This is a genomic window from Bradyrhizobium sp. CB1717, assembly GCF_029714325.1.
Lineage (GTDB): Bacteria > Pseudomonadota > Alphaproteobacteria > Rhizobiales > Xanthobacteraceae > Bradyrhizobium.
In genome coordinates, this window is sequence record NZ_CP121666.1 from 8,297,259 (window position 1) to 8,322,959 (window position 25,701).

The following is a 25,701-nucleotide window of genomic DNA, read 5'->3' on the forward strand; positions in this document are numbered from 1 at the left end:
AGTCGGAAAACAACCCCATGCACAGTAGCCGGCCGGTCCGGCTGACATGCTGGGGCTTCACGAAAAGGCACGCTCAGGCAATGACCTGAGCGCGATCGGCGCGCCATCTCTGTCGCAGCGCGATTTTACGCCCCAACCAGCGCCTTCGTCGTCGGCAGCAGCGTCTGCTGGACCACGAGGCCACGGGCGCGGGCGTCCATGACGCCGACGGCGCGCAGCGCCAGCAGGGTCACGGTCTGCACCGCATCGCGCATCTTGACGGGATCTTCGAGATTGTCGGGCGCGAGCGGCCCGACCAGAGCCTCATGCAGCGCCCCCAGCAGCGCGGTGGCGGCAAGGGCGGTATCCTGCGCCGGCAGATGACCGGCACGCACAGCCGCATCGATCCTCGCCGCGATCTCGCCAGCGATCTCACGCCGGCTGGCAAGCCGGGAGGCGCTGACATCGACATCGACAGGCTCGGCCAGGATGCCCCAGGCCAGCCGCCGCTGCGACAGGGTATGGACCGCCACCGTGGTGACCGCGGCCGCGAGTGCCGAGGACGGGCCCGGCGCGGCGTCGGCCGCCCGGCGGATCGCCGCGAGCTCGTCGCGGGAGACCTCGGCGATCAATTCGGAGATCAGCTCGGCCTTGGAGGGGAAGTAGCGATAGACGGTGCCGGCCGCGACATTGGCCCGGACCGCGACCGGCGCGATCTGCACCGCCGCCATCCCGCCTTCCGCCGCCGCCTCCCGTGCCGCCGCCAGTATCGCACTGCGCCGGGCCGCAAGGCGCTTAACCACTTGATGCGTCCGCCGATAAACCATGGCGCGCTTCCTGTCCCACACACGCCGTCCGCACGCCCTGCGGCCGAACGCTTCGTCACGCAATTCGCTTGCAAATCGCCCCGCAAGGACTGAACAACTATTCAGGAAGGAAGACAAGATGCATTTGCGTAAAGCGTCACGCCAAAGCCGCAGGCGACAAATGCGCAAAGTGCGAGAGCGGGTTGATAGACGGCTAACCACGATTGTTACCGTCATCTTAAAGCAGGTCCGCGACCTTACCGCCGACTGCGATCCCAGCTCGGTGCAGCATGCTCGATTCGGACGCCCGAACCGCCTGGCGGCTCTTCAACCTGAACTGGCTTCCCATCGTTGCCATGGGCGGCCTGCTGGCGATCGGCCTCCCCGCGACCGGTCTGAGCCTCGAGCCCGTCGCCTACAGCATCACGCTGGCGATCGCGGCCATCCTGGTCGGCATCGCCTGTGGCCACCAGTTGACCAAGGGCGAGCTTGCCGATCCGAAACTGGTGTTCTCGCTCGGCACGATCGGACAGGTCATTCTCACCTGCGCCATCGTCGGACCTTTGAGCTACGTCGCGGGCAAGATGAACTGGCCGCTCCAGGACGAGGCGCTGCTGGCGATCGACCGCGCGCTCGGCCTCGATCCCGAACCGATCGCGCGCTTCGTCAACGACCATCCCTGGCTGGCGGACGTCCTGGCCCGCGGCTACGGACTGATCAAATGGCCGCTGCTCGGCGTGCCCGTCGTGCTGACGCTGACGGCACGTTATGTGCGGCTGCAGGTGTTCATGCTCGCGATGAGCCTCGCGCTCGCGGTCACCATCGCCATCTCCGCAATGGTGCCGGCGATCGGGACCTATTACGGGCTGCAATTGCCGGCCGCGCATTTCCCCGAGATCAACACCGCAGTCTATGCCGGTCAGTTGCGCGACATCCTCGCGCTGCGCGACGGCAGCCTGCACGAGCTGCGGCTGTTCTTCCTCTCCGGCATCGTCTCGTTTCCAAGCTTTCACGCCGCATCCGCCGTGCTCTACATGTGGGCGCTGTGGCCGGTGCGCGGCATCGGCGGCATCGCGGCGGCGCTCAATCTGTTGATGATCGCGGCGACGCCGGCGATCGGCGCGCATTACCTCATCGACGTCGCCGGCGGCATCGCGCTCGCCGCAGCCTCGATCTGGGTGACGAAGTTCTGGGTTGAACGGCTCGCCCGCACGGCGCCCGCGCCCGCCGCAGCCGCGCTGCCGCCGGTCTGGCAGCCCAGCCTCGCGGAATAGCGGGGCAACTGCCGTAGGGTGGGCAAAGGCACATAGCGCCGTGCCCACCATCTCTCCGCAACCGCGATAGAGCTTGCGAGTATCTGACGCCTCCGCGTCATTGCGAGCGCAGCGAAGCAATCCAGAGTCTTTCCGCCGCGGCAGTCTGGATTGCTTCGCTGCGCTCGCAATGACGTTGTGAATGCAGCGTGCTCATGCGGCGCGCATGTAATGGTGGGCAGGCTGCGCTTTGCCCACCCTACGAGACCTGATCGCTGAGGCCGAGCTCTCGCAAAATCTCCGCCCCAAAAGAAAAGAGCCCCGTCGAAGACGAGGCTCTCAGAATTCCCAGGTCGTTCGGCCTTACTTGAGGCTGGACGAGATCGAGCCGAACTTGGTGTTCAGCGTGCTGCCGAGGTTGTTGACGACGGTGATGATCGCGAGCGCGATGCCGGCAGCGATCAGGCCGTATTCGATGGCGGTGGCGCCGGATTCATCCTTCACGAAACGTGCAACGAGGTTCTTCATAGAGTGCTCCCAAAAAGTACACAAGGCTACAAGTGGTCTGGTCTCTTCGGCTTCCCAGCGCCGCCCGACCATGGAACCGAACCTAGGGACAAAGAATTGCGCCGCAGTTAATTCGACTGCGGAAACAAACAGCGGTTTGCGAGTATTCGCCGATGGTAAATCGGAATTGAAAACAATCCGTTAAATTTGTAACGACCTCACACAGTGGTCGCGGTTTACCCGAAGTTATGACCGCCGTGGTCCAATGCCGCTCGCCAATCCGACAAGAACAAGCAGGACGACGAGGCGGCATGTCCCTTTCCTTTGCCAACAGCATCGCAGTACAGAACCGCGCGCGTGCGCTGGTGCCGCTCTGCGTCGGAGCGGGCGCCTATCTCTTCTTCCTCTGTGTCGGCGACACGCTGCTTCAGGACTCCGACTCGTTCTGGCAGATCAAGATCGGGCAATGGATCCTCGACCACCACGCCCTCCCCTACGCCGACTTCTATTCCTTCACGCGGTCCGGGGCGCCCTGGGTTTCGACGTCATGGTTGTCGCAGGTCGCGTTCGCGCTGTCCTATACGCAATGGGGCTGGGCTGGTCCGGTGATCCTCACCGCGGCCGCGGTCGCATTGTCGGCGGCGATCCTCGTCTATCTACTCGACGCGCATCTGGAGATGCCGCGCTCGGTGCTGTTCGCGATGCTGGCGGTCGTGCTGTCGCTGCACCACATCCTGGCGCGCCCGCACATGCTGGCGCTGCCCGTGATGATCGCATGGGTCGGCATGCTGATGGCGGCAGCCGATCGCAAGGGCACGCCGTCATGGTACTGGCTGCCGCTGATGTCGCTGTGGGCGAACCTGCATGGCGGCTTCGTGCTGGGCCTCGCGCTGATCGGCCCGATGTCGTTCGTGGCGCTGTGGGGCCTGGAATCCGGCAAGCAGGTCCGGCTGCTGCTGCGCTGGTTCCTGTTCGGCGTTGCCGCACTGGCCGCGTGCTGTGTCACGCCCTATGGCTGGCGCACATTGCTGGGTGCGACCAACATCCTCAATCTCGGCGAGCTGCTGACGGTCATCTCCGAATGGTCGCCCGCGAACTTCGCATCCTTCACCGCGTTCGAAGGCGCGCTGCTCGGCCTGATCGCGCTCGGGCTCTATCGCGGCCTGACACTATCGCCGCCGCGCATCCTGATGATCCTGCTGCTGACCTGGATGGCGCTCAGCCATGTCCGGAGCATCGAGGCCTTTGCCTTCCTGGTCCCGCTGGTGCTGGCCAAGCCGCTCGGCGAGACATCGTCCCTGCAGCAAGCCGATGCGCAGACGGGTGAGAGCTGGCCTGCCCGGTATGTAACTGCAGCGGGCGCGTTGATGATCGTGGCAGCAAGCTGGACCTCGACCTCGATCTTCATGTCGCACCACCGCTTCACCTTCACGATGGACCAGACGCCGGTCGCGGCGACCGACCTGCTCGAGAAGCGTGGAGCGCAGCGTATCTTCAACGCCTACAGGTTCGGCGGCTACCTGATCGGGCGCGACATCCCGGTGTTCGTCGACGGCCGCGCCGAGCTCTATGGCGAGAAATTCGTGATGGACTTCTTCAAGGCGACCGAAGGGAAGAAGCCCGAGCTGCTGCCCCGCCTGCTCGAGGAGTACAAGATCGACGCGACGCTGCTGGCCGCCGATGCACCGGGACCCCAGATCCTCGATCACCTCAAGGGCTGGAAGCGGATCTATGCGGACAATATCGCGGTGATCCATGTGCGCGAGGACGCCACGGCTCCGTGACGTGTATATCCACGGGCTGCGCGTTGATCCGCCGTTAAGCTCGCCGCCTCGGCTCGCCCGACGCCCGGCTGCTCAACCGGGAGATCGCTCTGTCACCGACGAAGCGTCCTTCCGCGCAGCCGGCTCGCTCGCGCCCACGGAAAATACGCAGAGCCGCTTCGTTCGATAGAGCGCGCCGCTCTGCACTTCCGGACTCTGGCAGATATCGATGACATAACCGATGCCATTGCGCGACGCATAGGCCAGCCGTTCGTCGAGCGACTTCAGGCTGTCAGCTTCCGTCAACCTGCTTCGCCACGTCTGGTAATACGAAGGCATCCACATCGAGCTTCCGCCGCGCTTGTGATCGATCCAGATGCGGCGGTGCGAGACGTATTCAAAGACGCTGGCGCGATCGAGCGCCATGTCGGCGGTGCTCACCTCCGAGCCGTCAAGTCCCGGCCGCCTTGGGGTGAGGAAGATTGCGTTCAAAGGCGTGTTGTTGCGCGCCCATGCGCCGACGGCGCCCCACTCTTCGATGGCCTCGTTGCAGATCCGGTTGAAGTTGAAGTCGGTCCGGATCGCGAGCGGCCAGGCGAGGACAACAGTCGCGGCGAGCACCAGATGACCCATGGTGCGCTGATGGGATGGCGCCGGTCCCGAGCCCGCCGCCCGAAGAACATAAGTCAAGGCAGCAATGACGAAGGCGAGGCCCGCCCAGCCGTCGAAGCTCAGGAACAGCACGATGAGACAAGCGGGAAGGAAGGTCGCCTCCTTGTCCCGTCGCAACCACTTCGTCAGCAATGCCGCGATCGCAAGCGCGGCCAGAAGATGAATGACCGTACTCGATCGCAGGAAATGAAGGTTGAGGATGAGCGGCGATCTCGTGACGAAGGGAACGACGACGCCGATCAGATAGACCAGGATTGCGCCCAAACAGGCCACCCGCAATTCCGCGGCGGTCCGTCTCAGCGAGAACAACGCGAGCGCTCCGATGGCGGTGACGCCCAGGAGGCCGACGATTTCGCCTGGCGCCAGCGAGTCGATCAACATGTGGCCAGGAAAGTACTGACGGAGGAAGTCGGCATAATCGATACCGAACGGACGGCCGAACTCCGGATTGGCGAGGAACCCGTAAAGCACGGCGAACGCGAGCGGCAGGCACAGCACGAGACCGATCAGCACGCGGGACGATATCTCGCCGATTGTCGTCTTCCGCTGCGACAGGAAACGTATCCCGATCAGTCCGAGCGGCAGCACGAGCCAGACGGCAAAGAAGGCGTTGATGAAGAACGTGATCCCAACGGCAATCGCCGCCGCGGTGAAGCGGCCCCGGGCGGCAAAATAGATCGCCAGCAGGGCCACGCCATTCGCCATCTCCGAATGGGTGAAGGTGTTGATGAACAGGCCACCGGAGCCGGCGTAGCTGTAGCCGTCGAGAAAGGCGGTGAAGCAGAGGATCAGGCTGAAGACGATCCTGTCGCGTTGTTCCGTGATCCCCAGCAGCGAAGCACAGCACAGGAATCCGACGAAGCTGAGCAGCCGGGACAGGAGAAACAGAATCAGGAACAGCAGCGGAACGTTGTCAAAATATCGCTCGACGCCGCCCAGGATCAGCCAGACACCGGACGCAAAATAGCGCAGCGACTGGATGAATGCGTCATCCGCATACTGTGGCTCGTTGTAGAGCCCGGCAACGATCGGCAGATGGTAGAGGTTGTTGGTGAGACCGAAGACGAATCCCGTCCGCAACACCGACACCGCCGACGCGAAGACGGCGACCGAAAATATCTCGACCCAGAAATTCGACGCGCCGACCGCGCGATCGCGGCCGATCATGTCAGAGGTGACGTTGACGTCTGCCATTCGAGAGCCGGTGAAAGCGACCGCTGCGTATCAGCATTGGGTGAGCGCCGTGCCGGCTATCCGTCCTGAAGCGCCTGCCCGGCTCGCCCGCACGGAGCGATGAAGACGGACAGCAGCAGAGCTAAACCACAAACGCTAATGGCGGATGAATCGGCGTTCCGGAATTGGCACATTGGCTGATGGTAAATGCCGGGCAAAGGCCCGCGACATGGTCGCCCCGCTCCGGACAGGCCAATGTCCCGTCTGCAACTCGCCAAAGCACGCCCGTCGCGGTCGGAGGATGGGCAAGGCGCCAGCGTGTCCATCACATCTGTCTCGATTGCCGGGAGATGGCGGGCACGGCGCAAGAGCGCCATTGCCCACCTTCCGTCCTGCTATCCGGATCGGTGACTTGCGCGTCTCATCACCTGCAAGGATGGCGGCTGCCGTCGAAGCCCAGATAGGTGCCCGTTGCCGGATCGAAGGAGCGATAGCGCTCGGCGCAGGACCGCGACCCATCCGCGCGAGCCACCACGTTGTCCACGCCTTGCGCAGGAGCTGCGCCGTCCGGCAACTCGAGGCCCAGCCGGCCTGCCGGCGTCAACGTGCCATTCAGGTTGCGATTGGGGTTCTCCGCCTCGTACGTATCCGGGTGACTGCTCGCAAAACCGGATTGCGCGTAAGCGCTGGTTGCGGTCAGGGCCGACAACAAGGCCACGGCAGCGAATGTCTTGAATCCAGTCATGGTCGATCTCCATCATGTGGGCCGGTGCATCGGGCGGCCGGTGCGGCAGGAAGTGGATCGACATGGTGCGCCGGACAAGCCCGACGCGCCCGATACGCGCGGCCCGACGCGATGTCGCCGTTCAAATGCAGAAAGAGTCGTTTGTTTGCGGAACGCGACGAATGATCCATCTCCGCAAGGCCGCGAGCGCTGCCGTCTTCACGTCTCGGTGCGACGCTGCCTCGAGACTGACGCGCTGGCGTCGCAATGCGCTAATATCCGACGATCGAACAGGAAGGCGCATCATGATATTTCGCAATCTCTTCGTCGCACTTCTCGTCGCCGTCTCGATCAGCGCGGCGCACGCGGCGCCGCGATGGCTGAACCTGCCGCCGACGCCGACCTTGCCCAAGGCGGCGCAGAGCGGCTTTGCGCCGGTCAACGGCATCAAGGTCTGGTACGCGGTGTTCGGCCGGGGCGAGCCCGTGCTGTTGCTGCATGGCGGTCTCGCCAACGCCAATTACTGGGGGCACCAGGTCCGCGCGCTGCAACGGCATTATCAGGTCATCGTCATGGAGAGCCGCGGACACGGGCGCAGCAGCCGCAACCAGGAGCCCTATGGCTACGATCTGATGGCCTCGGACGTGATCGGACTGCTCGACCATCTGAAGATCAGGAAGGCGGCGATCGTCGGCTGGAGCGACGGCGCGATCATCGGCCTCGACATCGCCATGAAGCATCCGGAACGGGTGAGCAGGCTGTTCGCCTTCGCGGCGAACTCCGATCCGTCAGGCGTTGCCGACATTGCGGCGAGCGAAGTCTTCAACGCCTACATCGCGCGGGCGGGCGAAGAATACAAGCGCCTCTCGCCGACGCCGACGCAGTACAAGAGCTTCGTCGACGAGATCACCAAGATGTGGGAGAGCCAGCCGAAATGGACGGCCTCGGACCTCGCGGCGATCAAGGTGCCGACCTGGATCGTGGACGGCGACCATGACGAGGCGATCAAGCGCGAGAACACCGAGTTCATGGCGGCGAACATTCCGGGGGCCGGTTTGCTGATCCAGCCGGAGGTCAGCCACTTCTCGTTCCTGCAGGATCCGGAGCAGTTCAACGAGGATGTGCTGCGTTTTCTGGAGCGACGGGATGCGGGCGCGGCGCGGGGGGCCGCGGCCAGATGACGAAATCATGGGGTGCAAGCGTCGGCATGCCCACGCTTCCATCGCGTCCGGCAGGGCCACCGCCCCGCCGGATCGATTTGGCCTCAATCACCCTAGTTGAAGGTTTGCAACCGCAATTTCAGCGATCCGTCGGCTTGGCGTTCGAATACGTGCATTGCTAAACCGCCGAGAGGAGAGGGCTTGCCCTCTTTGTCCTTGCCTGTGGCACTCCACTTGGCTGTGCCGAACACGACCTTGTCATCTCCGCCGGCATCGATCACCTCCAACTTGTGACCCGTCACACCGTTCGCGAAGAGTCCGTCAAAGAACTTCTCGATCTCCGCAGGACCCGATGCGACCTGATGTGTCGGCGGCATCAGTTTGGCCGTCGCGACATAGGAGGCACCGATGGCTTTTGCGTCGTGCTTGTTGAATGCGGCATCCCAAGCCGCGTAAGCCTTCTCCACGTCGCCCTTGGCATCAGCGGCCAACGCAACCCCGGGAGCGCCGAGCAAGCAAAAGACTAATGCTGATATTTGAGCCAACTTCATGGGATACTCCTCTGCTGGATTAACGCACTTCACCCCCCCAATCTTCTCGATTGCTCAGTCAATCGATCCGGTCGTCTGCGGCGGACGGGCTTCCACCGCCACAACGATATCGTCGCCGTCGCGCTGTAGCCGGCTGTCGGTCGTTAGGGATTCGGTACAGGCGATGGCAATTTCAACGGCGCCATTCACCTTGGGAGTCCATATCGCGCGCAGTGACACCGCTCGTGCAGCCGGCCACACATGCGCCGAAGGCCAACCTATTCTGCGACGGACCATTCAAGATGGTCTTCGCTGGTTGCTGGAAGACTCCATCCAAAAGTTCGCGGAACAGCAATCCCGGGCAATTACCGTCAACAACGTTGACAAGCCGGTGTGCGAGGAAAATGAAAACAGGCGGACCTGGCATGCGTTCGTCGGCTGCCCGGATTCACACGCGCTGGCGCGTTAGCTGCGGCGTCATCGCGAGCGCAGCGAAGCAATCCAGAGTCTTTCCGCGGAGGCAGCCTGGATTGCTTCGCTCCGCTCGCAATGACCGGATCGTGCAGCGAGGCTTCTATCTATCACCGTCACCCTGAGGTGGCCGCTCCTTCAGCGGCCCTCGAAGGGCGACGGCCCAGCTGCATCGGGGCCGTTCATCCTTCGAGGCTCCCCATGGGACGCGCTGCGTCCCATGCCTCGCACCTCAGGATGACGGAATTGGCGGCGAGTATAGCTCGGTTGCCCTAGCCGGAAGCGCCACCACAAACAAAAAACGCGGCGTTGCCGCCGCGTTTTTCGATGTCTTCTGCCGCTGCTATCAGGCCTGCGGCTGCGGCTCCAGGCCGGGATCCGGATCGGGCCGCGGGCGCGACTTGCCGGCCGGGGGCACGGCGGAGGCGCGCGGGGTGGTCGGCTCGAGCACGGACTCGCGGTTCGGCTTCTTGCCCTTGAGCAGGTCGACGATCTCGTCGCCGGAGAGCGTTTCGAACTCGAGCAGGCCCTTGGCCAGCGCTTCGAGGTCGGCATGCTTCTCGGTGAGGATGCGGGTCGCTTCCTTGTAGCCTTCCTCGACCAGGCGGCGGATCTCGGAGTCGATCTTCTGGACGGTCGCCTCGGACGCGTTCTGCGTGCGCGAGACCGACATCCCTAAGAACACCTCGTCCTGGTTCTCGCCGTAGGAGACCGTACCGAGCTCTTCCGACAGGCCCCACCGCGTCACCATCATCCGGGCGAGGCGCGTGGCCTGCTCGATGTCGGAGGCAGCACCGGAGGTCACCTTCTCGCGGCCGAAGATCAGCTCTTCGGCGACGCGGCCGCCCATCATGATGGCGAGGCGCGAGGTCATCTGCTCCAGCGACATCGACAGCTTGTCGCGTTCGGGCAGCTGCATGACCATGCCCAGCGCACGGCCGCGCGGAATGATGGTCGCCTTGTGGATCGGATCGGTCGCGGGCACGTTGAGGCCGACGATGGCGTGGCCGCCCTCGTGATAGGCCGTCAACAGCTTCTCTTCCTCGGTCATGACGAGCGACTTGCGCTCGGCGCCCATCATCACCTTGTCCTTGGCCTCCTCGAACTCGGCCTGCGTCACCATCCGCTTGTTGCGGCGGGCGGCGGTCAGGGCAGCCTCGTTGACGAGGTTCATCAGGTCGGCGCCGGAGAAGCCCGGGGTGCCGCGCGCGATGGTCTTGAGGTTGATATCGGGCGCCAGCGGCACCTTGCGGACGTGGACCTTCAGGATCTGCTCGCGGCCGACGACGTCGGGGTTCGGCACCACGACCTGACGGTCGAAGCGGCCCGGACGCAGCAGCGCGGGATCGAGCACGTCGGGACGGTTGGTCGCGGCGATCAGGATCACGCCCTCGTTGGCCTCGAAGCCGTCCATCTCGACCAGCAGCTGGTTCAGCGTCTGCTCGCGCTCGTCATTGCCGCCGCCGAGACCGGCGCCGCGGTGACGACCGACCGCATCGATTTCGTCGATGAAGATGATGCAGGGCGCGTTCTTCTTGGCCTGCTCGAACATGTCGCGGACGCGGCTGGCACCGACGCCGACGAACATCTCGACGAAGTCCGAACCGGAGATGGTGAAGAAGGGCACGTTGGCTTCGCCCGCGACCGCACGCGCGATCAGGGTCTTACCGGTGCCGGGAGGGCCGACCAGCAGCACGCCGCGCGGAATGCGGCCGCCGAGGCGCTGGAATTTGCCGGGGTCGCGCAGGAACTCGACGATCTCCTGCAGGTCCTGCTTGGCCTCGTCGACGCCGGCGACGTCCTCGAAGGTGACGCGGCCATGCGCCTCGGTCAGCATTTTTGCACGCGACTTGCCAAAGCCCATGGCCTTGCCGGCGCCGCCCTGCATCTGCCGCGACAGGAAGATCCAGACACCGATCAGCGCGATGAACGGCAGCCAGGAGACCAGCAGCGAGACGAACCAGGGGACATTGTCGCCCGGCGGCTTCGCGGTGATCTGGACCTTGCTGTCATAGAGGCGCTTCACCAGCGTCGGGTCGTTCGGCGCATAGGTCTGGAAGCTGGAGCCGTTGGTGAAGGTGCCGTGGATATCCGGGCCCTGGATCACGACGTCGCGCACATTGCCGCGATCAACTTCGCTCAGCAGCTGGGAGAAGGCGATGTCCTGCGAGGAGGCGCGCTGACCCGGATTCTGGAAGAGCGTGAACAACGCCAACAGCAACAAGACAATGATGACCCAGAGGGCGAAGTTGCGCAGATTGGCGTTCATCGATCTTCCTTCGTGGTCGCGCGGATCGCGGCCCTGATCCTTCAGGAGTTACTCGACCCAGTTACTTGGGGCTATTCGAGGAAATCCCCAAGGAATCCTCATCGTTAGACGCATACAATTTAGGTGCCGCCCCGGTCGCTGCCAAGGGAACGAGATGGGACTATTTAGCCCATCTTAGAGCGATTCCCGCTGAAATAATGGCGCCCGAAGCGGGGTTTTTCCTGCCTGGTTAAGGTGTCCTGACGGTGGCATGCGGAAGCGGCCGGTGTCATGATCCGCCCTCTCCGCCCTTCAAGTCCCCTTTTGGGACCGCCGCGCCGGCGCAGGCGCGATGTGAATACGCCCGCGGGCAAGGCTGATCAAGGCTCCCGCAAGGGTCTGCTTCAGGACCGGGCGGCCATTTGCGGCTGCGCGGGAGCCCGCGGCCAAGGCCTGATCGAGCGCGGACAGCAAAGTTTCGACCTTGCCGAGTTCCGCCGGCCCTTCATGGCCGAGGGCGTTGATGGCCCGCAGCAGGAGCCGCAGCCGGACCTCCTCCGGCAGGCTGGCGAAGGCGGTCCCGTCGAAACTTCGCACGCCCGGCCCATGCGGCGCATCGTCGCGATCCCTCAAGCGGAGGAAGCGCTCGGCACCGTCAGTCAGCACCTCCACCGCCGCATTGGCGCGCGCCAGCCGGCCTGCGAGCCGCGCCAGGTTTCTGGCGTCGCCGCCCTCGGCCGCGAGCTGCGGCAGCAACGCCCGCAGCCGCGGCCGGGTAAAGGCGGTGTCGCGGTTGGTGGGATCGTCGGCGAAGGCGATCTTCGCCCGCTTCAAGGTCGCGATCAGCTGCGACTTCGGGATGTCGAGCAGCGGACGCGCCAGCGCGATGCCGTCGCGTTCCGTCAGCTGTGCCATCGCCGACAGTCCCGCAAGCCCGCTGCCGCGAAGCATGCGCATCAACAGCGTCTCGGCCTGGTCATCGCGGGTGTGGGCGGTCACCACATGGCTCGCGCCGGCGGCGCGCGCCGCTTGTGCGAGGAGCAGGTAGCGGGCTTCGCGCGCGGCGGCAGGCAGTCCCGTCTTCGGCTTGGCGCCGCGCCAGCGCAGGGTCCGGTGCGGCAGGCCGAGTTCGGCCGCGAGCCGCTTGACCTCGCGCGCCTCGCGCGCCGCCTCCGGACGCAGGCCGTGGTCCACAGTGACGACGGTGAGACGCGGGCCGCGCGCAAGGCTGCGCTGCCAGCGTGCCGCGAGCCACATCAGCGCGACGGAATCGGGCCCGCCGGAGACCGCGAGCACCAGGGCCGGCGCGCTTTTCAACCCGGCGAAAAGCTGCTTCGCCGCGCGCGCCGAGATCGGTGAATTGTCGTCGTCTGACATGACGCTGCCCAGCAATCGCCAGCGGATGGTTGCGATGTTTAGCGCAGCACCATCCGCATTGGCAGGGCTCAAACGTCTGATGTCAGCACTTCACCCGCTTCTGCTCGCGGTCGACCGCGGCTTTGACGCCGGCGGAGGCGCGCGGATATTTGCGGCCGATCTCGCCGAAGGCGGCGCAGGCGGCCTCCTTCTCCTTCAGCGCGGCGAGCGACTGGCCGAGCCGCAGCAGCGCATCGGGCGCCTTGGCCGATTTGTCGTATTTGGTGGTGACGGCGAGGAAGGCTTCGGCGGAATCGCGATATTGCTGGCGCTGGAAGTAGCTCTCGCCGAGCCAGTATTGCGCGTCGCCGAGCAGCGGGTCGTTCGGATATTTCTGCGCAAAGTTCTTCATGGTCTGCTCGGCCAGCGCATAGTCCTTGCGCTGCATGTAGCCGATGCCGAGGTCGAACTCGTCGCGCGGCGTCGCCGAGGGCGGCAAGGTCGTGAGGCCAGCGCCGCCACCCTGCGCCGGATAGCCCTGCTGGGCCGGCGGATGGCCCGGCTGGGCCGCGGGCGGCACGCCTTGCTGGTAGCGCGGGCTGGTATTGGCGAGATCGAGCGGGTCGCCGGCGTTGCGGCCGCCGGGCGCGCCGGCTCCCGCCGACATCGGCTGCTGTCCGCCGCCAAGGGCGCGGGGCGCGCCGGGCGCGTTCGGATTCTGGTTCGGATCGAAGGCATCGCCGCGGCGGCGCGTACCGGGCGCGCCGGGCGCCGGCTGCTCCTGAACGATCGGCGCGGGGCCTGCGGTCTGCGGCTGCTCGTAGCCTGGCTGCACGGCCTGCTGCTGGCGATAGGGCGGCGCGGCCTGAGAGGGTGAAACTTGCGCCGGCGGCACGGCCGCGACGCCGGGCTGGACCGGCTGCTGCCCTGGCGCTCCTTGCGCGCCACCCTCGAGTGCGCGCAGGCGCTCCTCGAGCTGCCGGTTGCGGTATTGCAGTTCCTCGTTCTGGCCGGTGAGCTGGCGCAGCTGGTTCTCCAGCCGCTCGATCCGCATCTCGGGATCGTCATCCGTCTGAGCCAAGATCGATTGAGCCAGGACGGGCGCGCACAGGGAGAGCAGCGCGGCGGTCGCCACGGAGCCGGTAAGAACCTTAAATCTGGATGACATCTTGCCCTGACGACGAAAGCGAAATGGCCTGCGACGGAACCTTCGACGCGCCACACATTGAAGTGGAGTACGCCAAAAATGTGACTGCTACAAAGGGGTTTCTGTCACAGATCGCTGAAACGAAACCGGCGCCCGTGAGGGCGCCGGCATGATCTATTCCCGGAGATGAACGGCGGCTGACTGAAGCGTCAGGAGCTCGCGTTCAGCACGGTGACGGCGCGACGGTTCTGCGACCAGCAGGAGATGTCGTTACAGACGGCCACCGGCCGCTCCTTGCCGTAGGAGATCGTGCGCATGCGGTTCGGGTCGATGCCGCGCGAGGCGAGGAACGAACGCACCGACTGGGCACGGCGGGCGCCGAGCGCGATGTTGTATTCGCGGGTGCCGCGCTCGTCGGCATGACCTTCGATGGTGAAAGAGTAGCGCGGATAGGTCTGGAGCCACTGCGCCTGCTTCTCCAGGGTCACGATCGCCTGCGGGGTCAGATCGGTCTGGTCGCTCTCGAAGAACACGCGGTCGCCCACGTTCACGACGAAGTCCTGCTGGCTGCCCGGCGTCGCCGCATTGGCCATCGCATCCGTCGCAGCATTCTTGTTGGCGCAGGCGCCCATCGACAGCGCGACGGCAAGCACCGCGGCCAGCTTCAATCCCTGGAGGATACGCATAGGATGTTTCATTCCGGAGCCTCCACGCTCACGTTAGTCCACTGCTGTCCGGTCTACAGGGGGTTGGTTAAGCGAACGTTCCGTCAACCTTGACGGAACCTTGCCACAGCCGGTCAAATGCCCCCAACCAGCGAAAAGCAACCGTCATGGTTAATGGGTTGTAAATGTGGCGCGAGGGTGAAGGCAAGCCGCGTTAGCCGGCAAAATCGCTGGCTTTGCTTGAATTTTGGGCCTGAGCCCTGCGCTGCCGGAGTGCTTCGGTCAGGCGTGAACGGCGTCCGCGACCAGCGCGCGCCGCTGCGGGACCTGACGCTGGCCGCCGCGCCCGAACAGCATCCGCCGCTCGAAGGCGGTGGAGCGCATGATCGGATAGCGCTCGAACACCTTCCTGCGGAAGGTCGGGAAGTCCGCCGCCATCAGTCCGAACGGCTTGGTGAGACCGGGGACCAGCCGCGGCTCGGCAATGGTCTCGTGCAGGAACACCCGCCGGTAGAAGGCCTGATGCTCCGGACGCACGATCGCAAGGCCGAGATCGGCATGGAAGTGCTCGCAGGCCATGTAGGCGAGCCGGGTCGTCAGATAGGGCAATTCGGGGACGCGCTTGACCTGGTCGGGATCGGCGACGAACCGGGTCGGGTCGATCATGATCTCGCCGCGATCGAGCCGCGGCAGCAGGATATCGGGAAAGACGTCGGCCGAAGTGGACTGGCGCCATTCCGAGGTCAGCACGCTGATGCGCACCGAGCTGCAGAGCTTGCCCCGGAGATAGACGCCGAAGGTCCACGCGTTCGGCAATTCGTCGTACTGGTCGGTGACGCGCGTATCAGGAGATTCCTTGACGGCACCCTCGCGCAGATAGGCGCGGTAGCGGAGATTGTAGATCTCCTCCTTCTCCGCGGCCGTTTCCGCAAGATGATAGTCGACGTCGGTCAGGAGCTCGGCACCCCGTCCAACAGCCGAAATGATCGCTCTGGCTGAGGACTGCATTCCAACTCCTTACCCGCCACCGCACACCGCATCCGCGCGGGACAACTTCCACGCGCGTGATGGTTTATTAACAGCTTCTTAACAATGAAGCAAAGCAATCGAAGTGTTAGGGTTAACCCCCGTAGCACTACGGTAGCGGCAACAGGTTGAAACAACGGGAGATTTCGGGAAGCGGAATCAGGCGAAGGAGCGCGAGCCCACGACCTGGAGCAGGCTCTCGCCGCGCCGTCCATGCGAGGCGTTGAGGAGCTGGCGCATCCGCACGGCGGGGACCGGACGGCTGAACAGATAACCTTGCGCCTCGGACACGGTGCCGTCGGCGCTGATCAGCTCGAGCTGCTCGTTGGTCTCGATGCCCTCGACCACGACCGCCATGCCGAGATCGGCCGACAGGCGTGCCACGCCGCGCAGCAGCGTCAGCGGCCGGTCGGTGTCGATTCCTTCCAGGAAGGAGCGGTCGATCTTCACCTTCTGCATCGGGAAATTGTGCAGGTAGCTGAGGCTGGAATAGCCGGTGCCGAAATCGTCGAGCGAGATGCGCACGCCGAGCGCATGCAGCTGCGACAGGATATCGTGGGTGAGCTGGGTGTTGCGCAGCAGCGAGGACTCGGTGATCTCGATCTCGAGGCGATGCGCCGGAAGCCCCGAGACCTCCAGCGCGTAGCGGATCTCGCTCAGCACGTCGCGCTGGTGGAATTGCTGCGGCGAGAAGTTGACGGCGACGCTGACGCTCTCCGGCCACTTCATGCATTCCATGCAGGCGCGGCGCAGGATCCAGCGGCCGAGATCGACGATCAGGCCCATGTCCTCGGCGACCGGGATGATGTCGACTGGCGAAACCGTGCCGCGCACCGGATGATTCCAGCGCAGCAGCGCCTCGCAGGTCGTGATCTTGCCGGACTTGAGGTTGACCAGCGGCTGGTAGAACAGCTCGAACTCCTCGTTGGCGAGCGCCTTGCGCAGGTCGAGCTCGAGGATGCGGCGCGCCTCGACGGTCGCCGCCATCTCGTCGCGGAAGAAGCAGAAGGTGCCGCGGCCGTCGGCCTTGGCGCGGTACAGCGCCATGTCGGCATTCTTGAGCAGCGTGTCGGCGCTGACCTTGCCGTCCGGCGAGGTCAGCGCGATGCCGACGCTGGCGCCGATCTCGACCAGGTGATTGTCGATGCGGTAGCGCTCGCTCAGGCGCTCGACGATGCGGCGGGCGAGGCTCGCGGCGTCCTCGGCCGACGAGATGTTCTGCTGGAACACGACGAACTCGTCGCCGCCGAAGCGGGCGACGAAATCCTCGGGCCGCAGCATCTCGCGCAGGCGATTGGCGACCGCGCACAGGAGCTGGTCGCCGCAGGGGTGGCCGAGCGTGTCGTTGACCTGCTTGAACTGGTCGAGGTCGACGAACAGCAGCGCCGAGAGCCGTTCGGCGTGGTGGGCAAAGGCCAGCAGCCGTTCGATCTCGTCGCGGAACGAGACCCGGTTGGGCAGTGCGGTGAGCTCGTCATAGCGGGCGAGATGGCTGATGCGGGCTTCTGCGTTGGTGCGCTCGGTGATGTCTTCCAGCAGCAGCACGGTGCCGCCGCCGGTCATCGGCTGGAACGTCCAGGCCAGGGTACGGCCGCGCGAAAGATCCGGATCGGCGGTGACGATCTCGCAGATCCGCGCATGGGCGATCTCGGCCAGGATCTGGTTGCCGCTCTCCGCCGAGATGGAGCCGGCGGCGATGCAGGCCGACACGATGTCGGCCGCGGTGGCGCCGCGCTTGACCAGGTCCTCGGGCAGGCCCATCAGCTCGCCGAAGCGATGGTTCATCACCGCGAGGCGCCGGTCGGCGCGAAACATGCACAGGCCATGCGGCATGTTGTTGAGCGCGGTGTCGAACTGGCTCGCCAGCGCGGATTCGCGGAAGCTCGAGGTCAGCGCCTTGACGAAGATCGCATGCAGGCTGAGGTTGATGTTCTTCAAGCCGATGAAGAAGAACATGAGCAGGATCGCAAGACCGACGTGGTAGGGGCCGCCGTGCAGCAGCAGCCCGAGCGACATCGGACCGCAGGCGAGCGCGACGTGCCATTGGATCACCCGGGGCTGGCCGTAATTGCGGGCGGCGCCGCCGGCGGTGTAGCCGATGCCGATGGCGACAGCGAGCATGTCGGCCACCGGATCCTCGTTGTTGTAGATGACGACGAAGGACCATATGCCGAGTACCGCCGCATAGCTGAGCGCGCCGAACCAGTAGCGCGGCTCCAGATGCTTGGCTTCTTCGAACGACAGCGGGTGCGCGCGGTTCTCGTATCCGCGCATCTGGAACGCGCGCGCAGTGCCGATGGCGATCAGCAGAAATGCGAGCGGCCACAGCCAGACGTCGCCGGTCTTCAGCGCAGTCATGACCGCGGCCACGGCCGCGGAGGCCGAGCCGAGGAAGATCGCCCAGAAATTCTGCACCATAGAGTTGATCAGAGCGGCGTAGAGTATCGGCTCCAGCTCGTCTCGATCGCTCTGCTTCTGGTCGGCCAGCTGCATTGGCTAATTACGCGTCCTGTTTAGAGCGTACTTTTACCCAGCCCAGGTGAAGCCTTTCTGAGGGAACATCGTTAAAGTCGAGTTGTTTTTCGGCAATTGCGAACTCGATTCCGCTGAAATATCAAGCAACTAGGCAAGCGTTGCCGGGCACAAGGTGAAGGAAAGCTTGCTTTCCCCACCGAACGCGAAAAAATCGGCGCTTTTTTTCGGAAACATCTCGCGTCTGAAGGCGCGATTTATTGGCCAGCCGTCGAGGACAATAGCGGCGACCATGCCGGGTCGGAGGCGAAGCCCGGCGTCGGCACCTTCAGCTCGTTGCGTCCGGAGATGTCGACCGAGTACAGCGACGGTCCGCCGTTGCCGCCGGGATCGCGGAAGAACATCAACACGCGGCCGTTCGGCGAGAAGGTCGGACCCTCGTTGTGGAAGCCGGAGGTGAGCAGCCGCTCGCCGCTGCCGTCAGGCTTCATGACGCCGATCGAGAACTGCCCGCCGCCCTGTCTGGTGAAGGCGATGTAATCGCCCTTCGGCGACCACACCGGTGTCGAATAGCTGGCGTTGGTGTCGTCCTTGGAGAAGGAGATGCGCTGCGCCTGTCCCCCGCCCGCGGCCATCACGTAGATCTGCGACCTGCCACCGCGATCGGACTCGAAGCAGATGCGGGTGCCATCCGGCGAGTAGGACGGAGACGTGTCGATCGCCGGCGTGTCGGTGAGGCGCGTGGTCGAGCGCGAGCGCAGATCCATCACGAACAGGTTGGAATTGCCGCCCTGCTGCAGGCTCATGATGACGCGCTGGCCGTCCGGCGAGAAGCGCGGCGCAAAGGTCATGCCGGGGAAGTTGCCGACGATTTCGCGCTGGCCGGTCTCGATGTTGAAGAGATAGACCTTCGGATCACCCTGGCCGAACTCCATGTAGGTGATCTCTTGCGAGTTCGGCGAGAAGCGCGGCGTCAGCACGAGGTCGGAGCCACGGGTCAGATAGCGCACATTGGCGCCGTCCTGGTCCATCATCGCAAGCCGCTTGACGCGGCGCTCCTTCGGGCCGGTCTCGTCGACGAACACGACGCGGCTGTCGAAATAGCCCTTCTCGCCGGTCATGCGCTCGTAGATCTGGTCGGAGATGATGTGGGCGATGCGGCGCCAATATTCCGGCGACGTGAAATATTGCTGTCCCGCGAGCTGCTGGCCGGTGACGACGTCCCACAGGCGGAATTCGGCCTTGAGGCGGCCGTCCGGCTGCCGCGTCATGCGGCCGGTGACGAGGGCCTGCGCGTTGATGGTCTTCCAGTTCTGGAATTGGGGCGCGACGTCGATATTGCTGATGCGCTCGATGAAGGCGGCCTGGTCGATCGGTGCGAACAGGCCCGAGCGCTTCAGGTTGTTGGTGATGACCTGGGTGACGCCGTTGCCGACGTCGCCGTCGGACGGCGAGCCCGGCACGAAACCGGAGATCGCGATCGGGATCGGCTGGAATTCGGTGGGATCGATGCGCAGTCGCGGCTGGCCTTGAGCGAACGCATGTCCGCCCCCGAGCATGGCAAGCGCCGATCCGGTGAGCGTCATGAAGCGGCGGCGGGTGATCGACAGGGCGTCATTCATTGCAAAATTCTTTTGTTCGGATGTCACAACATATCTTTCAGGCCGAAAGTCATCGGAATGAGCTTCCAGCTCTCGTACTGTTGCTTCGGCATGAACGAATAGACCTGGCACTGCACGATGGCGCGCTTGGCGCTCTCGGCTACCGCCTGGGCGATCGACCGCGACGGTCCCCTCACCGCAACGACGATGGGCTCGGATGCGAGCGATCCATCGATCTTCATGGGAATGTCGATGTCAGCCTCGTATTGATCGGCGTCCTGGCCGTTATAGGTGGGCGTGAAGCAGCGCTTGACCGCGCCCTGGAATGCACCGCGCCAGGTCGCGACGTTGTTGGACGCGGTCCCGGTCGCCGCTCCCAGCGAGGCCGACGCATTCAGCGCCGAGCCGATCTGCTCGTGCCGGGTCGCGGCGCGCTTGTCGAGGTCACGCTGGATCTGCGCGGGATCGAAGCTGCGCTCCTTGGGCTTCGGCTGCTGTTGCGGCTGCACCGCCGCAACCTTCTGCTCGACCGGCTTCGGCGGCGGCTTCTTGGTGTCCAGCTTCTTCTGGAGCTCGGCGATCGGATCTTCCTTGGCCGGATCAGGCTTCTTTTCCTGCGGCTTCGGCTCTTCCTTCGGCTTGGCCTCGGCAACCGGCTTCGGCGGCTCGGGCTTCTTCTCGACCGGCTTCTCGACGGGCTTCGGCGGCGGCTCCGGCTGCGAGTTGGTCTTGATCAGCTCTTTCTTCTCGGTGACCTTGCCGACGGCATCCTCTTCGGGCTTGGCCTCGGCGATCTTCTCGACCTTGGGCTTCAGCTCTTCCTTCTTGCCGGTCTTCTGCCCGGCCATCATCTTGGCGAGCTGATCGGTGGAGATGATGTCGACCGGAAGCGACTCCTCCGGAGCGATGTAGGCCTTGCTGCTAAAGGTGACGAGCCCCCATCCAAGCACGAGGACGTGGAGGGCAATCGACGCAACGAGTGTCTTGTCGACGTTCACCTTCACCGGCCTAGGACCCCTGATCCGCTTCCGTGACGAGGGCGAGCTTCTTGAATCCGGCACCGGACAACAGGCCCATTACCTTGGCCACCGTGCCGTAATCCGCCTTCTTGTCGGCGCGCAGATAGATGCGCTCCTCGAGCCCGCCGCGCGCGTCCGTGATCGCCTTCAGCTTGGGCACCAGCTCGTTGATCGCGATCTCGGCGTCGTTGATGAAGACCTTGCCCTTGATGTCGACCGACATCTGCAGCGGCTTCTGGTCGTTGTTTTCGAGGCTCTTGGCTTGGGTCTGCGGCAGGTCGAGCGGCACGCCGACCGTCAGCATCGGCGCCGACACCATGAAGATGATGAGCAGCACCAGCATCACGTCGACCATCGGCGTGACGTTGATCTCGGCCACGACGGGCTTGCGCCGGCCACGGCGCCCGCCGCCTCCGGACGAACTCGCAACGTTCATGGCCATGATCGCGTGCCCAAATTGCCCTTCACACTATACATGCCGTCCGTCAGCCCCGCTCGTCGATCTGACGGGACAAAATGGCTGAAAATTCATCAGCGAAGCCCTCGAGCCGCTGGGCCTGCCGGTTCACCTCGGACGTGAACTTATTGTAGAAAATAGTGGCAGGAATGGCGGCGATAAGGCCGACGGCGGTCGCAAACAGCGCCTCGGCAATACCGGGGGCTACCACCGCAAGGGAGGTATTTTTCGACGCCGCGATCGACTGGAAGCTCGACATGATGCCCCAAACAGTGCCGAACAGGCCGACGAAGGGGCCGGCGGAGCCGACGGTGGCGAGCACCAGGAGGCGGCGTTCCAGCCGCTCGACCTCGCGGGCGATCGAGACGTTCATGACCTTGTCGATCCGCATCTGCAGGCCCGCGACCGAGCGGGCATGGCTCTCGAACGAGCGCTTCCACTCGCGCATCGCCGCCACGAAGCAGGCCGCCATGGAATGCGTCGGCTTGGCCGAGAGCGTGCGATAGAGCTCCTCGATCGACTCGCCCGACCAGAAGGCCTGCTCGAACCGGTCCATCGAGCGGCGGGTACGGGCAAACAGGAAGATCTTGTCGATGGCGATCGCCCAGACCCAGACCGAGCAGGACAGAAGTCCCAGCATCACCGCTTTCACGATCCAGTGAGCCTGCCAGAACAGCGCGATCAGCGATACGTCCGCGGAAGCGGCAACCGGAAGGGCTGACTGAGCCACGTCGGCCGGATTCATAAGCAGTATCCTCTCAAGGCGATCTCTAAACCTCATGTCCCGGCCAGCAAATGACTGCCGGTTCCCCAACCGCCGCGCCAACCGCGCAGCCGGCAAGCCCGCTCAAAGCCTTGTCTTTCTGGGGTGCAGGGCTCGTCCAAAGCCGGCCGCCTGCATTCCCTGCCAAGATGTCAAAACTAAGGGGCCTTGGCCCCACGCCTTGACTTCGGGCTCCGGGCACGCCTGTCCACCCTTACCAGAGCCCGCCGATGGTTAATGCGGGGTTACCGGCGGCGAATTTGGCCGCGGGAAAGGCTGGCGGCGCAGGGGGATGGGGGCTGGCGGGGCGGGACAGGATGCCGCGTGGCGTTGCCGGGGTGAAAGCTGCCCGCCCCGAATAGGGTCGGTTCCCTCCCCTTGCGGGGGAGGGTTAGGGAGAGGGGTTCCCACGGGGACTCCTCGTGTGACGAAGAAATCGGGCGCACGATAAACACCGTTTCCCGGGCCACCCCTCTCCCCCGCCCTCCCCCGCAAGGGGGGAGGGAGCGCAGGGTGCGCCTTGGCGGACATCGTGCGTCACCACTCCTCGTGCTCCCTCTGCGCCCGCGAGCTGATAGGGTCCGTGCGCGGACAACAACGTGCCGACAGCACCGGCCAGCCCTGAGGAACTCCCCATGCCGAAGCCACAAACAAATCTGCGGTGGATGACCGCCGCGGTCGTATCGATCTGTCTCGTCACATCCGGTCCCGCGCGCGCGGCATCGGTTGCGCCTGTCGCCGCGGAAAACGGCATGGTGGTGTCCGCGCAGCATCTGGCGACACAGGTGGGCGTCGAGGTGCTCAAGCGCGGCGGCAATGCCGTCGATGCTGCTGTGGCCGTCGGTTATGCCCTTGCCGTCGTCTATCCGGCGGCCGGCAATCTCGGCGGTGGCGGCTTCATGACGATTCAGCTCGCCGACGGCCGCAAAACCTTCCTCGATTTTCGCGAGACGGCTCCCAAGGGGGCGACGGCCAATATGTATCTCGACAAGGACGGCAACGTCATCAAGGGCATCTCGACCAAGGGCCATCTGGCCGTGGGCGTGCCGGGGTCCGTCTCGGGTATGGAATATGCGCGCGAAAAATAAGGCACCATGAAGCGCGCCGACCTGCTCGCTCCCGCGATCCAGCTCGCCGAACAGGGATTTGTGCTCGACCAGGGCGACATCGACCTGCTGCGCACGGCAACCGACGATTTCAAGGACGACCCGGCATCCAGCGCCATCTTCCTCAACAACGGCCAGCCGTTCGGCGTGGGCGACAGGCTGATGCAATCCGAGCTGGCGAAAACCCTGCGCGAGATCAGCACCAAGGGCACCGACGGCTTCTATAAGGGCTGGGTCGGCAGCGCCATCGTGGCATCCAGCCAGGCCGGCAAAGGCCTGCTGACGCAGGACGACCTCGACGGCTACAAGACGCGCGAGCTCGCACCTGTCGAATGCGACTATCGCGGCTATCACGTGGTTTCCGCACCGCCGCCGAGCTCGGGCGGCGTCATCATCTGCGAAATCCTGAATATCCTGGAAGGCTATCCGCTCAAGGAGCTGGGCTATCACTCCGCAGCTGCCATGCACGTGCAGATCGAAGCGATGCGGCACGCTTATGTCGACCGCAACAGCTATCTCGGCGACCCCGACTTCGTGAAGAATCCGCTCGACCGCCTGCTCGACAAGGCTTACGCGGCCAAGATCCGCGCCGTGATCGACCCGAACAAGGCCGGCGTCTCCAAGGACATCAAGCCGGGCACAGAGCCGCACGAGGGCAGCAACACCACGCACTATTCAATCGCGGACAAGGACGGCAACGCCGTGTCCGTCACCTACACGCTGAACGACTGGTTCGGCGCCAAGGTCACGGCGGCAAAGACCGGCGTGCTGCTCAATGATGAAATGGATGACTTCACCGCCAAGGTTGGCGTTCCGAACCTGTATGGACTGGTGCAGGGCGAGGCCAACGCCATCGCGCCCGGCAAGCGGCCGCTCTCCTCGATGAGCCCGACCATCGTCAGCAAGGACGGCAAGCCGGTGATGGTGGTGGGCACGCCCGGCGGCAGCCGCATCATCACGGCCGTGCTGCAAACCATGATCAACGCCATCGACTACGGCATGAACGCGCAGGAAGCCGTCGACATGCCGCGCATCCACCAGCAGTGGCTGCCTGACCTGACCAATGTCGAGAACTACGCGCTGTCGCCGGACACGCGCAAGATTCTGGCGGGCATGGGCCACAAATTCGGGCCGCCGCAACCTGCGAACCATCTCGCGGTCATCATCGTCGGCGCGCCGTCGCTCGACGGCAAGCAGGTCGGCAACAATCGCTACTACGGTGCGAACGATCCGCGCCGCAACAGCGGGCTGGCGGCCGGGTATTGAGAGACCTCGCAGGGTGGGCAAAGGCGCGAAGCGGAGTGCTTTGCCCCCTGCGGGAGCACCGCGCGACCTGCGGCGAGATGGGCCCCGGCTCAGCAGCGCATTGTCGAAGGGACGCTGCGCTGCGCCCGGGGCACGACGGTTCCGCGTGCACCGTGCAACCGGAGGAACCTCCCCTCGTCCCAAAAATTGTCCGGAAAATCACTTTTGGCGAGGCATTGCCATGAGCATCAACCCCAAGACGACCGCCGCCATCGGCGATCACCCGCTCCACCCCATGATCATCCCGTTCCCCGTCGCCTTCCTGGTCGGCGCGCCCATTGCCGATCTGGCCTTTATTGGAACCGGCGACGGTTTCTGGGCCAGGGCTGCAATGTGGCTGATCGGCGCCGGCATCATCATGGCGCTGGTTGCCGCCGCTGCCGGCTTTACCGATTTCCTGAATGAACCCCGCATCCGCCGTCTCAACGATGCCTGGTACCACATGGTCGGCAATCTTGCGGCGGTGGTGCTGGCGCTGGTCAACTTCTATCTGCGCTATGCGCAAGGCAGCGAGGCCGCGATCAAGCCCTGGGGCGTGGTGCTGTCGCTGATCGTGGTCAGCATCCTGCTGTTCACGGGATGGAAGGGCTGGGAGATGGTCTATCGCCATCACGTTGCGGTGCTGGATGCACCGGGCCAGACCAGCTCGGAGCCGGTCACGCCGCCCCATGGCGGCGAGAGCCATCGCCGCGCCGCCTGATGGCGTGATGGCGCCTCAAGCCGCGGAGGCCGGTTCGGGGCAGTTGGTCAATCGCGCGGGATTGCCGACCGCGGTGCAGCCGGCGGGAACGTCCGACGTCAGAAGCGTGCCGGCGCCGATCTTGGCGAAATCGCCGATGCTGATGTCGCCGAGGATGGTCGCACCGCCGCTGATGTAGACGCCGCGGCCGATGCGGGGTGAACGCGCCGGCAGCTCGCTGCGACGGCCGATGCTGACGTTCTGCAGGATGGTGACGTCGTCGCCGATCACCACATTCGCGCCGATCACGATGCCGGTGGCGTGGTCGAGATAGACCGCCGATCCGATGCTGGCGGCGGGGTGGATGCTGACCTGCAAGGCGTTCGAGGCCTCGTTCTGGAACAGCAGCGCCGCATCGATATGGCCGCGATGCCAGAGCCAGTGCGAGACGCGCCAGGCTTGCAGCGCGACGTAGCCCTTGTAATGCAGCAATGGCGGCAACAGCTCGGCGATGGCGGGATCGCGACGCGCGATGCCCTGCAAGTCGCGGCCAGCGGTCTCGATCAGGTCCGGCTGGCTGCGAAAGGCGTCAAGGGAAAAGGTGGTGAAACGCGCCCGCTCCGCCGCGGAGCCGCCAAGCCTGCGTCCGATCAGATCGGCCAGGGCGGCAGCAAAATCGCCATGGATCAGGACTGTATCGGCAAGGGACTTGCCGAAGACGGGATCGGCCGCCATCGTGCGCCGCGCTTCATCGCGTATGTCCTGCCAGAGACTGTCGCTCATCGAGGTCGCAGCCGCCATCATCGCCGCCCCATCCTT

At 64.7% G+C, this 25,701-nt stretch carries 21 protein-coding genes and 1 pseudogene; 6 read left to right on the plus strand and 16 right to left on the minus strand.

The window, feature by feature from the left end; translation table 11 throughout:
- Positions 1–125: 125 nt before the first annotated feature.
- Positions 126–806, minus strand: coding sequence for a TetR/AcrR family transcriptional regulator (locus tag QA649_RS38535; protein WP_026311776.1), 681 nt, complete (start codon positions 804–806; stop codon positions 126–128).
- 269 nt (positions 807–1,075) lie between these two features.
- Here QA649_RS38535 and QA649_RS38540 point away from each other — a divergent pair, with 269 nt between their 5' ends.
- Positions 1,076–2,059, plus strand: a complete 984-nt coding sequence (locus QA649_RS38540; protein WP_283021710.1) for a phosphatase PAP2 family protein — start codon at positions 1,076–1,078, stop codon at positions 2,057–2,059.
- Positions 2,060–2,401: 342 nt separating this feature from the next.
- On the opposite strand, the gene QA649_RS38545 is transcribed toward QA649_RS38540, so the two are convergent.
- Complete coding sequence (locus QA649_RS38545) at positions 2,402–2,566, minus strand: Flp family type IVb pilin (RefSeq protein ID WP_018641576.1); 165 nt, start codon at positions 2,564–2,566, stop codon at positions 2,402–2,404.
- Between the two features lie 290 nt (positions 2,567–2,856).
- Between QA649_RS38545 and QA649_RS38550 the strand changes: the two genes are divergently transcribed.
- Entirely contained in the window at positions 2,857–4,329 is a 1,473-nt protein-coding gene (locus tag QA649_RS38550; protein WP_283021711.1) for a hypothetical protein, read from the plus strand.
- A gap of 72 nt (positions 4,330–4,401) precedes the next feature.
- Here QA649_RS38550 and QA649_RS38555 read toward each other — a convergent pair whose 3' ends face one another.
- Positions 4,402–6,174 carry a DUF6798 domain-containing protein gene (locus QA649_RS38555; protein WP_283021712.1) on the minus strand — a complete coding sequence of 591 codons (1,773 nt, stop codon included), beginning with the start codon at positions 6,172–6,174 and terminating at the stop codon, positions 4,402–4,404.
- 403 nt (positions 6,175–6,577) lie between these two features.
- Positions 6,578–6,898, minus strand: coding sequence for a BA14K family protein (locus QA649_RS38560; protein WP_283021713.1), 321 nt, complete (start codon positions 6,896–6,898; stop codon positions 6,578–6,580).
- 284 nt (positions 6,899–7,182) lie between these two features.
- Here QA649_RS38560 and QA649_RS38565 point away from each other — a divergent pair, with 284 nt between their 5' ends.
- Positions 7,183–8,058, plus strand: a complete 876-nt coding sequence (locus QA649_RS38565) for an alpha/beta fold hydrolase (RefSeq protein ID WP_283021714.1) — start codon at positions 7,183–7,185, stop codon at positions 8,056–8,058.
- Between the two features lie 92 nt (positions 8,059–8,150).
- Here the strand turns inward: QA649_RS38565 and QA649_RS38570 are convergent, their stop codons facing one another.
- Complete coding sequence (locus QA649_RS38570) at positions 8,151–8,588, minus strand: nuclear transport factor 2 family protein (RefSeq protein ID WP_283021715.1); 438 nt, start codon at positions 8,586–8,588, stop codon at positions 8,151–8,153.
- A 163-nt stretch (positions 8,589–8,751) separates the two neighbouring features.
- Here QA649_RS38570 and QA649_RS38575 point away from each other — a divergent pair, with 163 nt between their 5' ends.
- A complete protein-coding gene (locus QA649_RS38575; RefSeq protein WP_283021716.1) occupies positions 8,752–9,036 on the plus strand; it encodes a hypothetical protein in 285 nt (94 codons plus the stop codon).
- 348 nt (positions 9,037–9,384) lie between these two features.
- Here the strand turns inward: QA649_RS38575 and ftsH are convergent, their stop codons facing one another.
- From ftsH to tolQ, 10 genes are all read right to left on the minus strand, one after another.
- Positions 9,385–11,307, minus strand: a complete 1,923-nt coding sequence (gene ftsH / locus QA649_RS38580) for an ATP-dependent zinc metalloprotease FtsH (protein ID WP_018641582.1) — start codon at positions 11,305–11,307, stop codon at positions 9,385–9,387.
- Between the two features lie 291 nt (positions 11,308–11,598).
- Entirely contained in the window at positions 11,599–12,663 is a 1,065-nt protein-coding gene (tilS, locus tag QA649_RS38585) for a tRNA lysidine(34) synthetase TilS (protein ID WP_283021717.1), read from the minus strand.
- Between the two features lie 82 nt (positions 12,664–12,745).
- On the minus strand, positions 12,746–13,810 hold the full coding sequence (gene ybgF, locus QA649_RS38590; RefSeq protein WP_283021718.1) for a tol-pal system protein YbgF: 1,065 nt from the start codon (positions 13,808–13,810) through the stop codon (positions 12,746–12,748).
- Between the two features lie 188 nt (positions 13,811–13,998).
- On the minus strand, positions 13,999–14,487 hold the full coding sequence (pal, locus tag QA649_RS38595; RefSeq protein ID WP_018641585.1) for a peptidoglycan-associated lipoprotein Pal: 489 nt from the start codon (positions 14,485–14,487) through the stop codon (positions 13,999–14,001).
- A gap of 249 nt (positions 14,488–14,736) precedes the next feature.
- Positions 14,737–15,462 carry a hypothetical protein gene (locus QA649_RS38600; RefSeq protein ID WP_283021719.1) on the minus strand — a complete coding sequence of 242 codons (726 nt, stop codon included), beginning with the start codon at positions 15,460–15,462 and terminating at the stop codon, positions 14,737–14,739.
- Positions 15,463–15,639: 177 nt separating this feature from the next.
- On the minus strand, positions 15,640–17,973 hold the full coding sequence (locus tag QA649_RS38605) for an EAL domain-containing protein (RefSeq protein ID WP_260388467.1): 2,334 nt from the start codon (positions 17,971–17,973) through the stop codon (positions 15,640–15,642).
- Positions 17,974–18,209: 236 nt separating this feature from the next.
- On the minus strand, positions 18,210–19,574 hold the full coding sequence (gene tolB, locus QA649_RS38610; RefSeq protein ID WP_283021720.1) for a Tol-Pal system beta propeller repeat protein TolB: 1,365 nt from the start codon (positions 19,572–19,574) through the stop codon (positions 18,210–18,212).
- Between the two features lie 23 nt (positions 19,575–19,597).
- The gene (locus tag QA649_RS38615) at positions 19,598–20,557 is read right to left on the minus strand and encodes a protein TolA (protein ID WP_283021721.1); all 960 of its coding nucleotides are present in this window, start codon (positions 20,555–20,557) and stop codon (positions 19,598–19,600) included.
- 4 nt (positions 20,558–20,561) lie between these two features.
- Positions 20,562–21,014: a protein TolR gene (gene tolR / locus QA649_RS38620; RefSeq protein WP_283021722.1), complete on the minus strand. Its 453-nt coding sequence runs from the start codon at positions 21,012–21,014 to the stop codon at positions 20,562–20,564.
- A gap of 43 nt (positions 21,015–21,057) precedes the next feature.
- The gene (tolQ, locus tag QA649_RS38625; protein ID WP_018641591.1) at positions 21,058–21,774 is read right to left on the minus strand and encodes a protein TolQ; all 717 of its coding nucleotides are present in this window, start codon (positions 21,772–21,774) and stop codon (positions 21,058–21,060) included.
- 683 nt (positions 21,775–22,457) lie between these two features.
- On the opposite strand from tolQ, the pseudogene ggt reads away from it, so the two are divergent.
- Together ggt and QA649_RS38635 are read left to right on the plus strand one after the other, a co-directional pair.
- A pseudogene (gene ggt / locus QA649_RS38630) lies at positions 22,458–24,164 on the plus strand (gamma-glutamyltransferase).
- A 220-nt stretch (positions 24,165–24,384) separates the two neighbouring features.
- Positions 24,385–24,903 (plus strand): DUF2231 domain-containing protein, encoded by a 519-nt coding sequence (locus QA649_RS38635; protein WP_283021723.1) that lies wholly within the window; start codon positions 24,385–24,387, stop codon positions 24,901–24,903.
- 15 nt (positions 24,904–24,918) lie between these two features.
- On the opposite strand, the gene QA649_RS38640 is transcribed toward QA649_RS38635, so the two are convergent.
- The gene (locus QA649_RS38640; RefSeq protein WP_283026199.1) at positions 24,919–25,686 is read right to left on the minus strand and encodes a serine acetyltransferase; all 768 of its coding nucleotides are present in this window, start codon (positions 25,684–25,686) and stop codon (positions 24,919–24,921) included.
- Between the last annotated feature and the right edge of the window lie 15 nt (positions 25,687–25,701).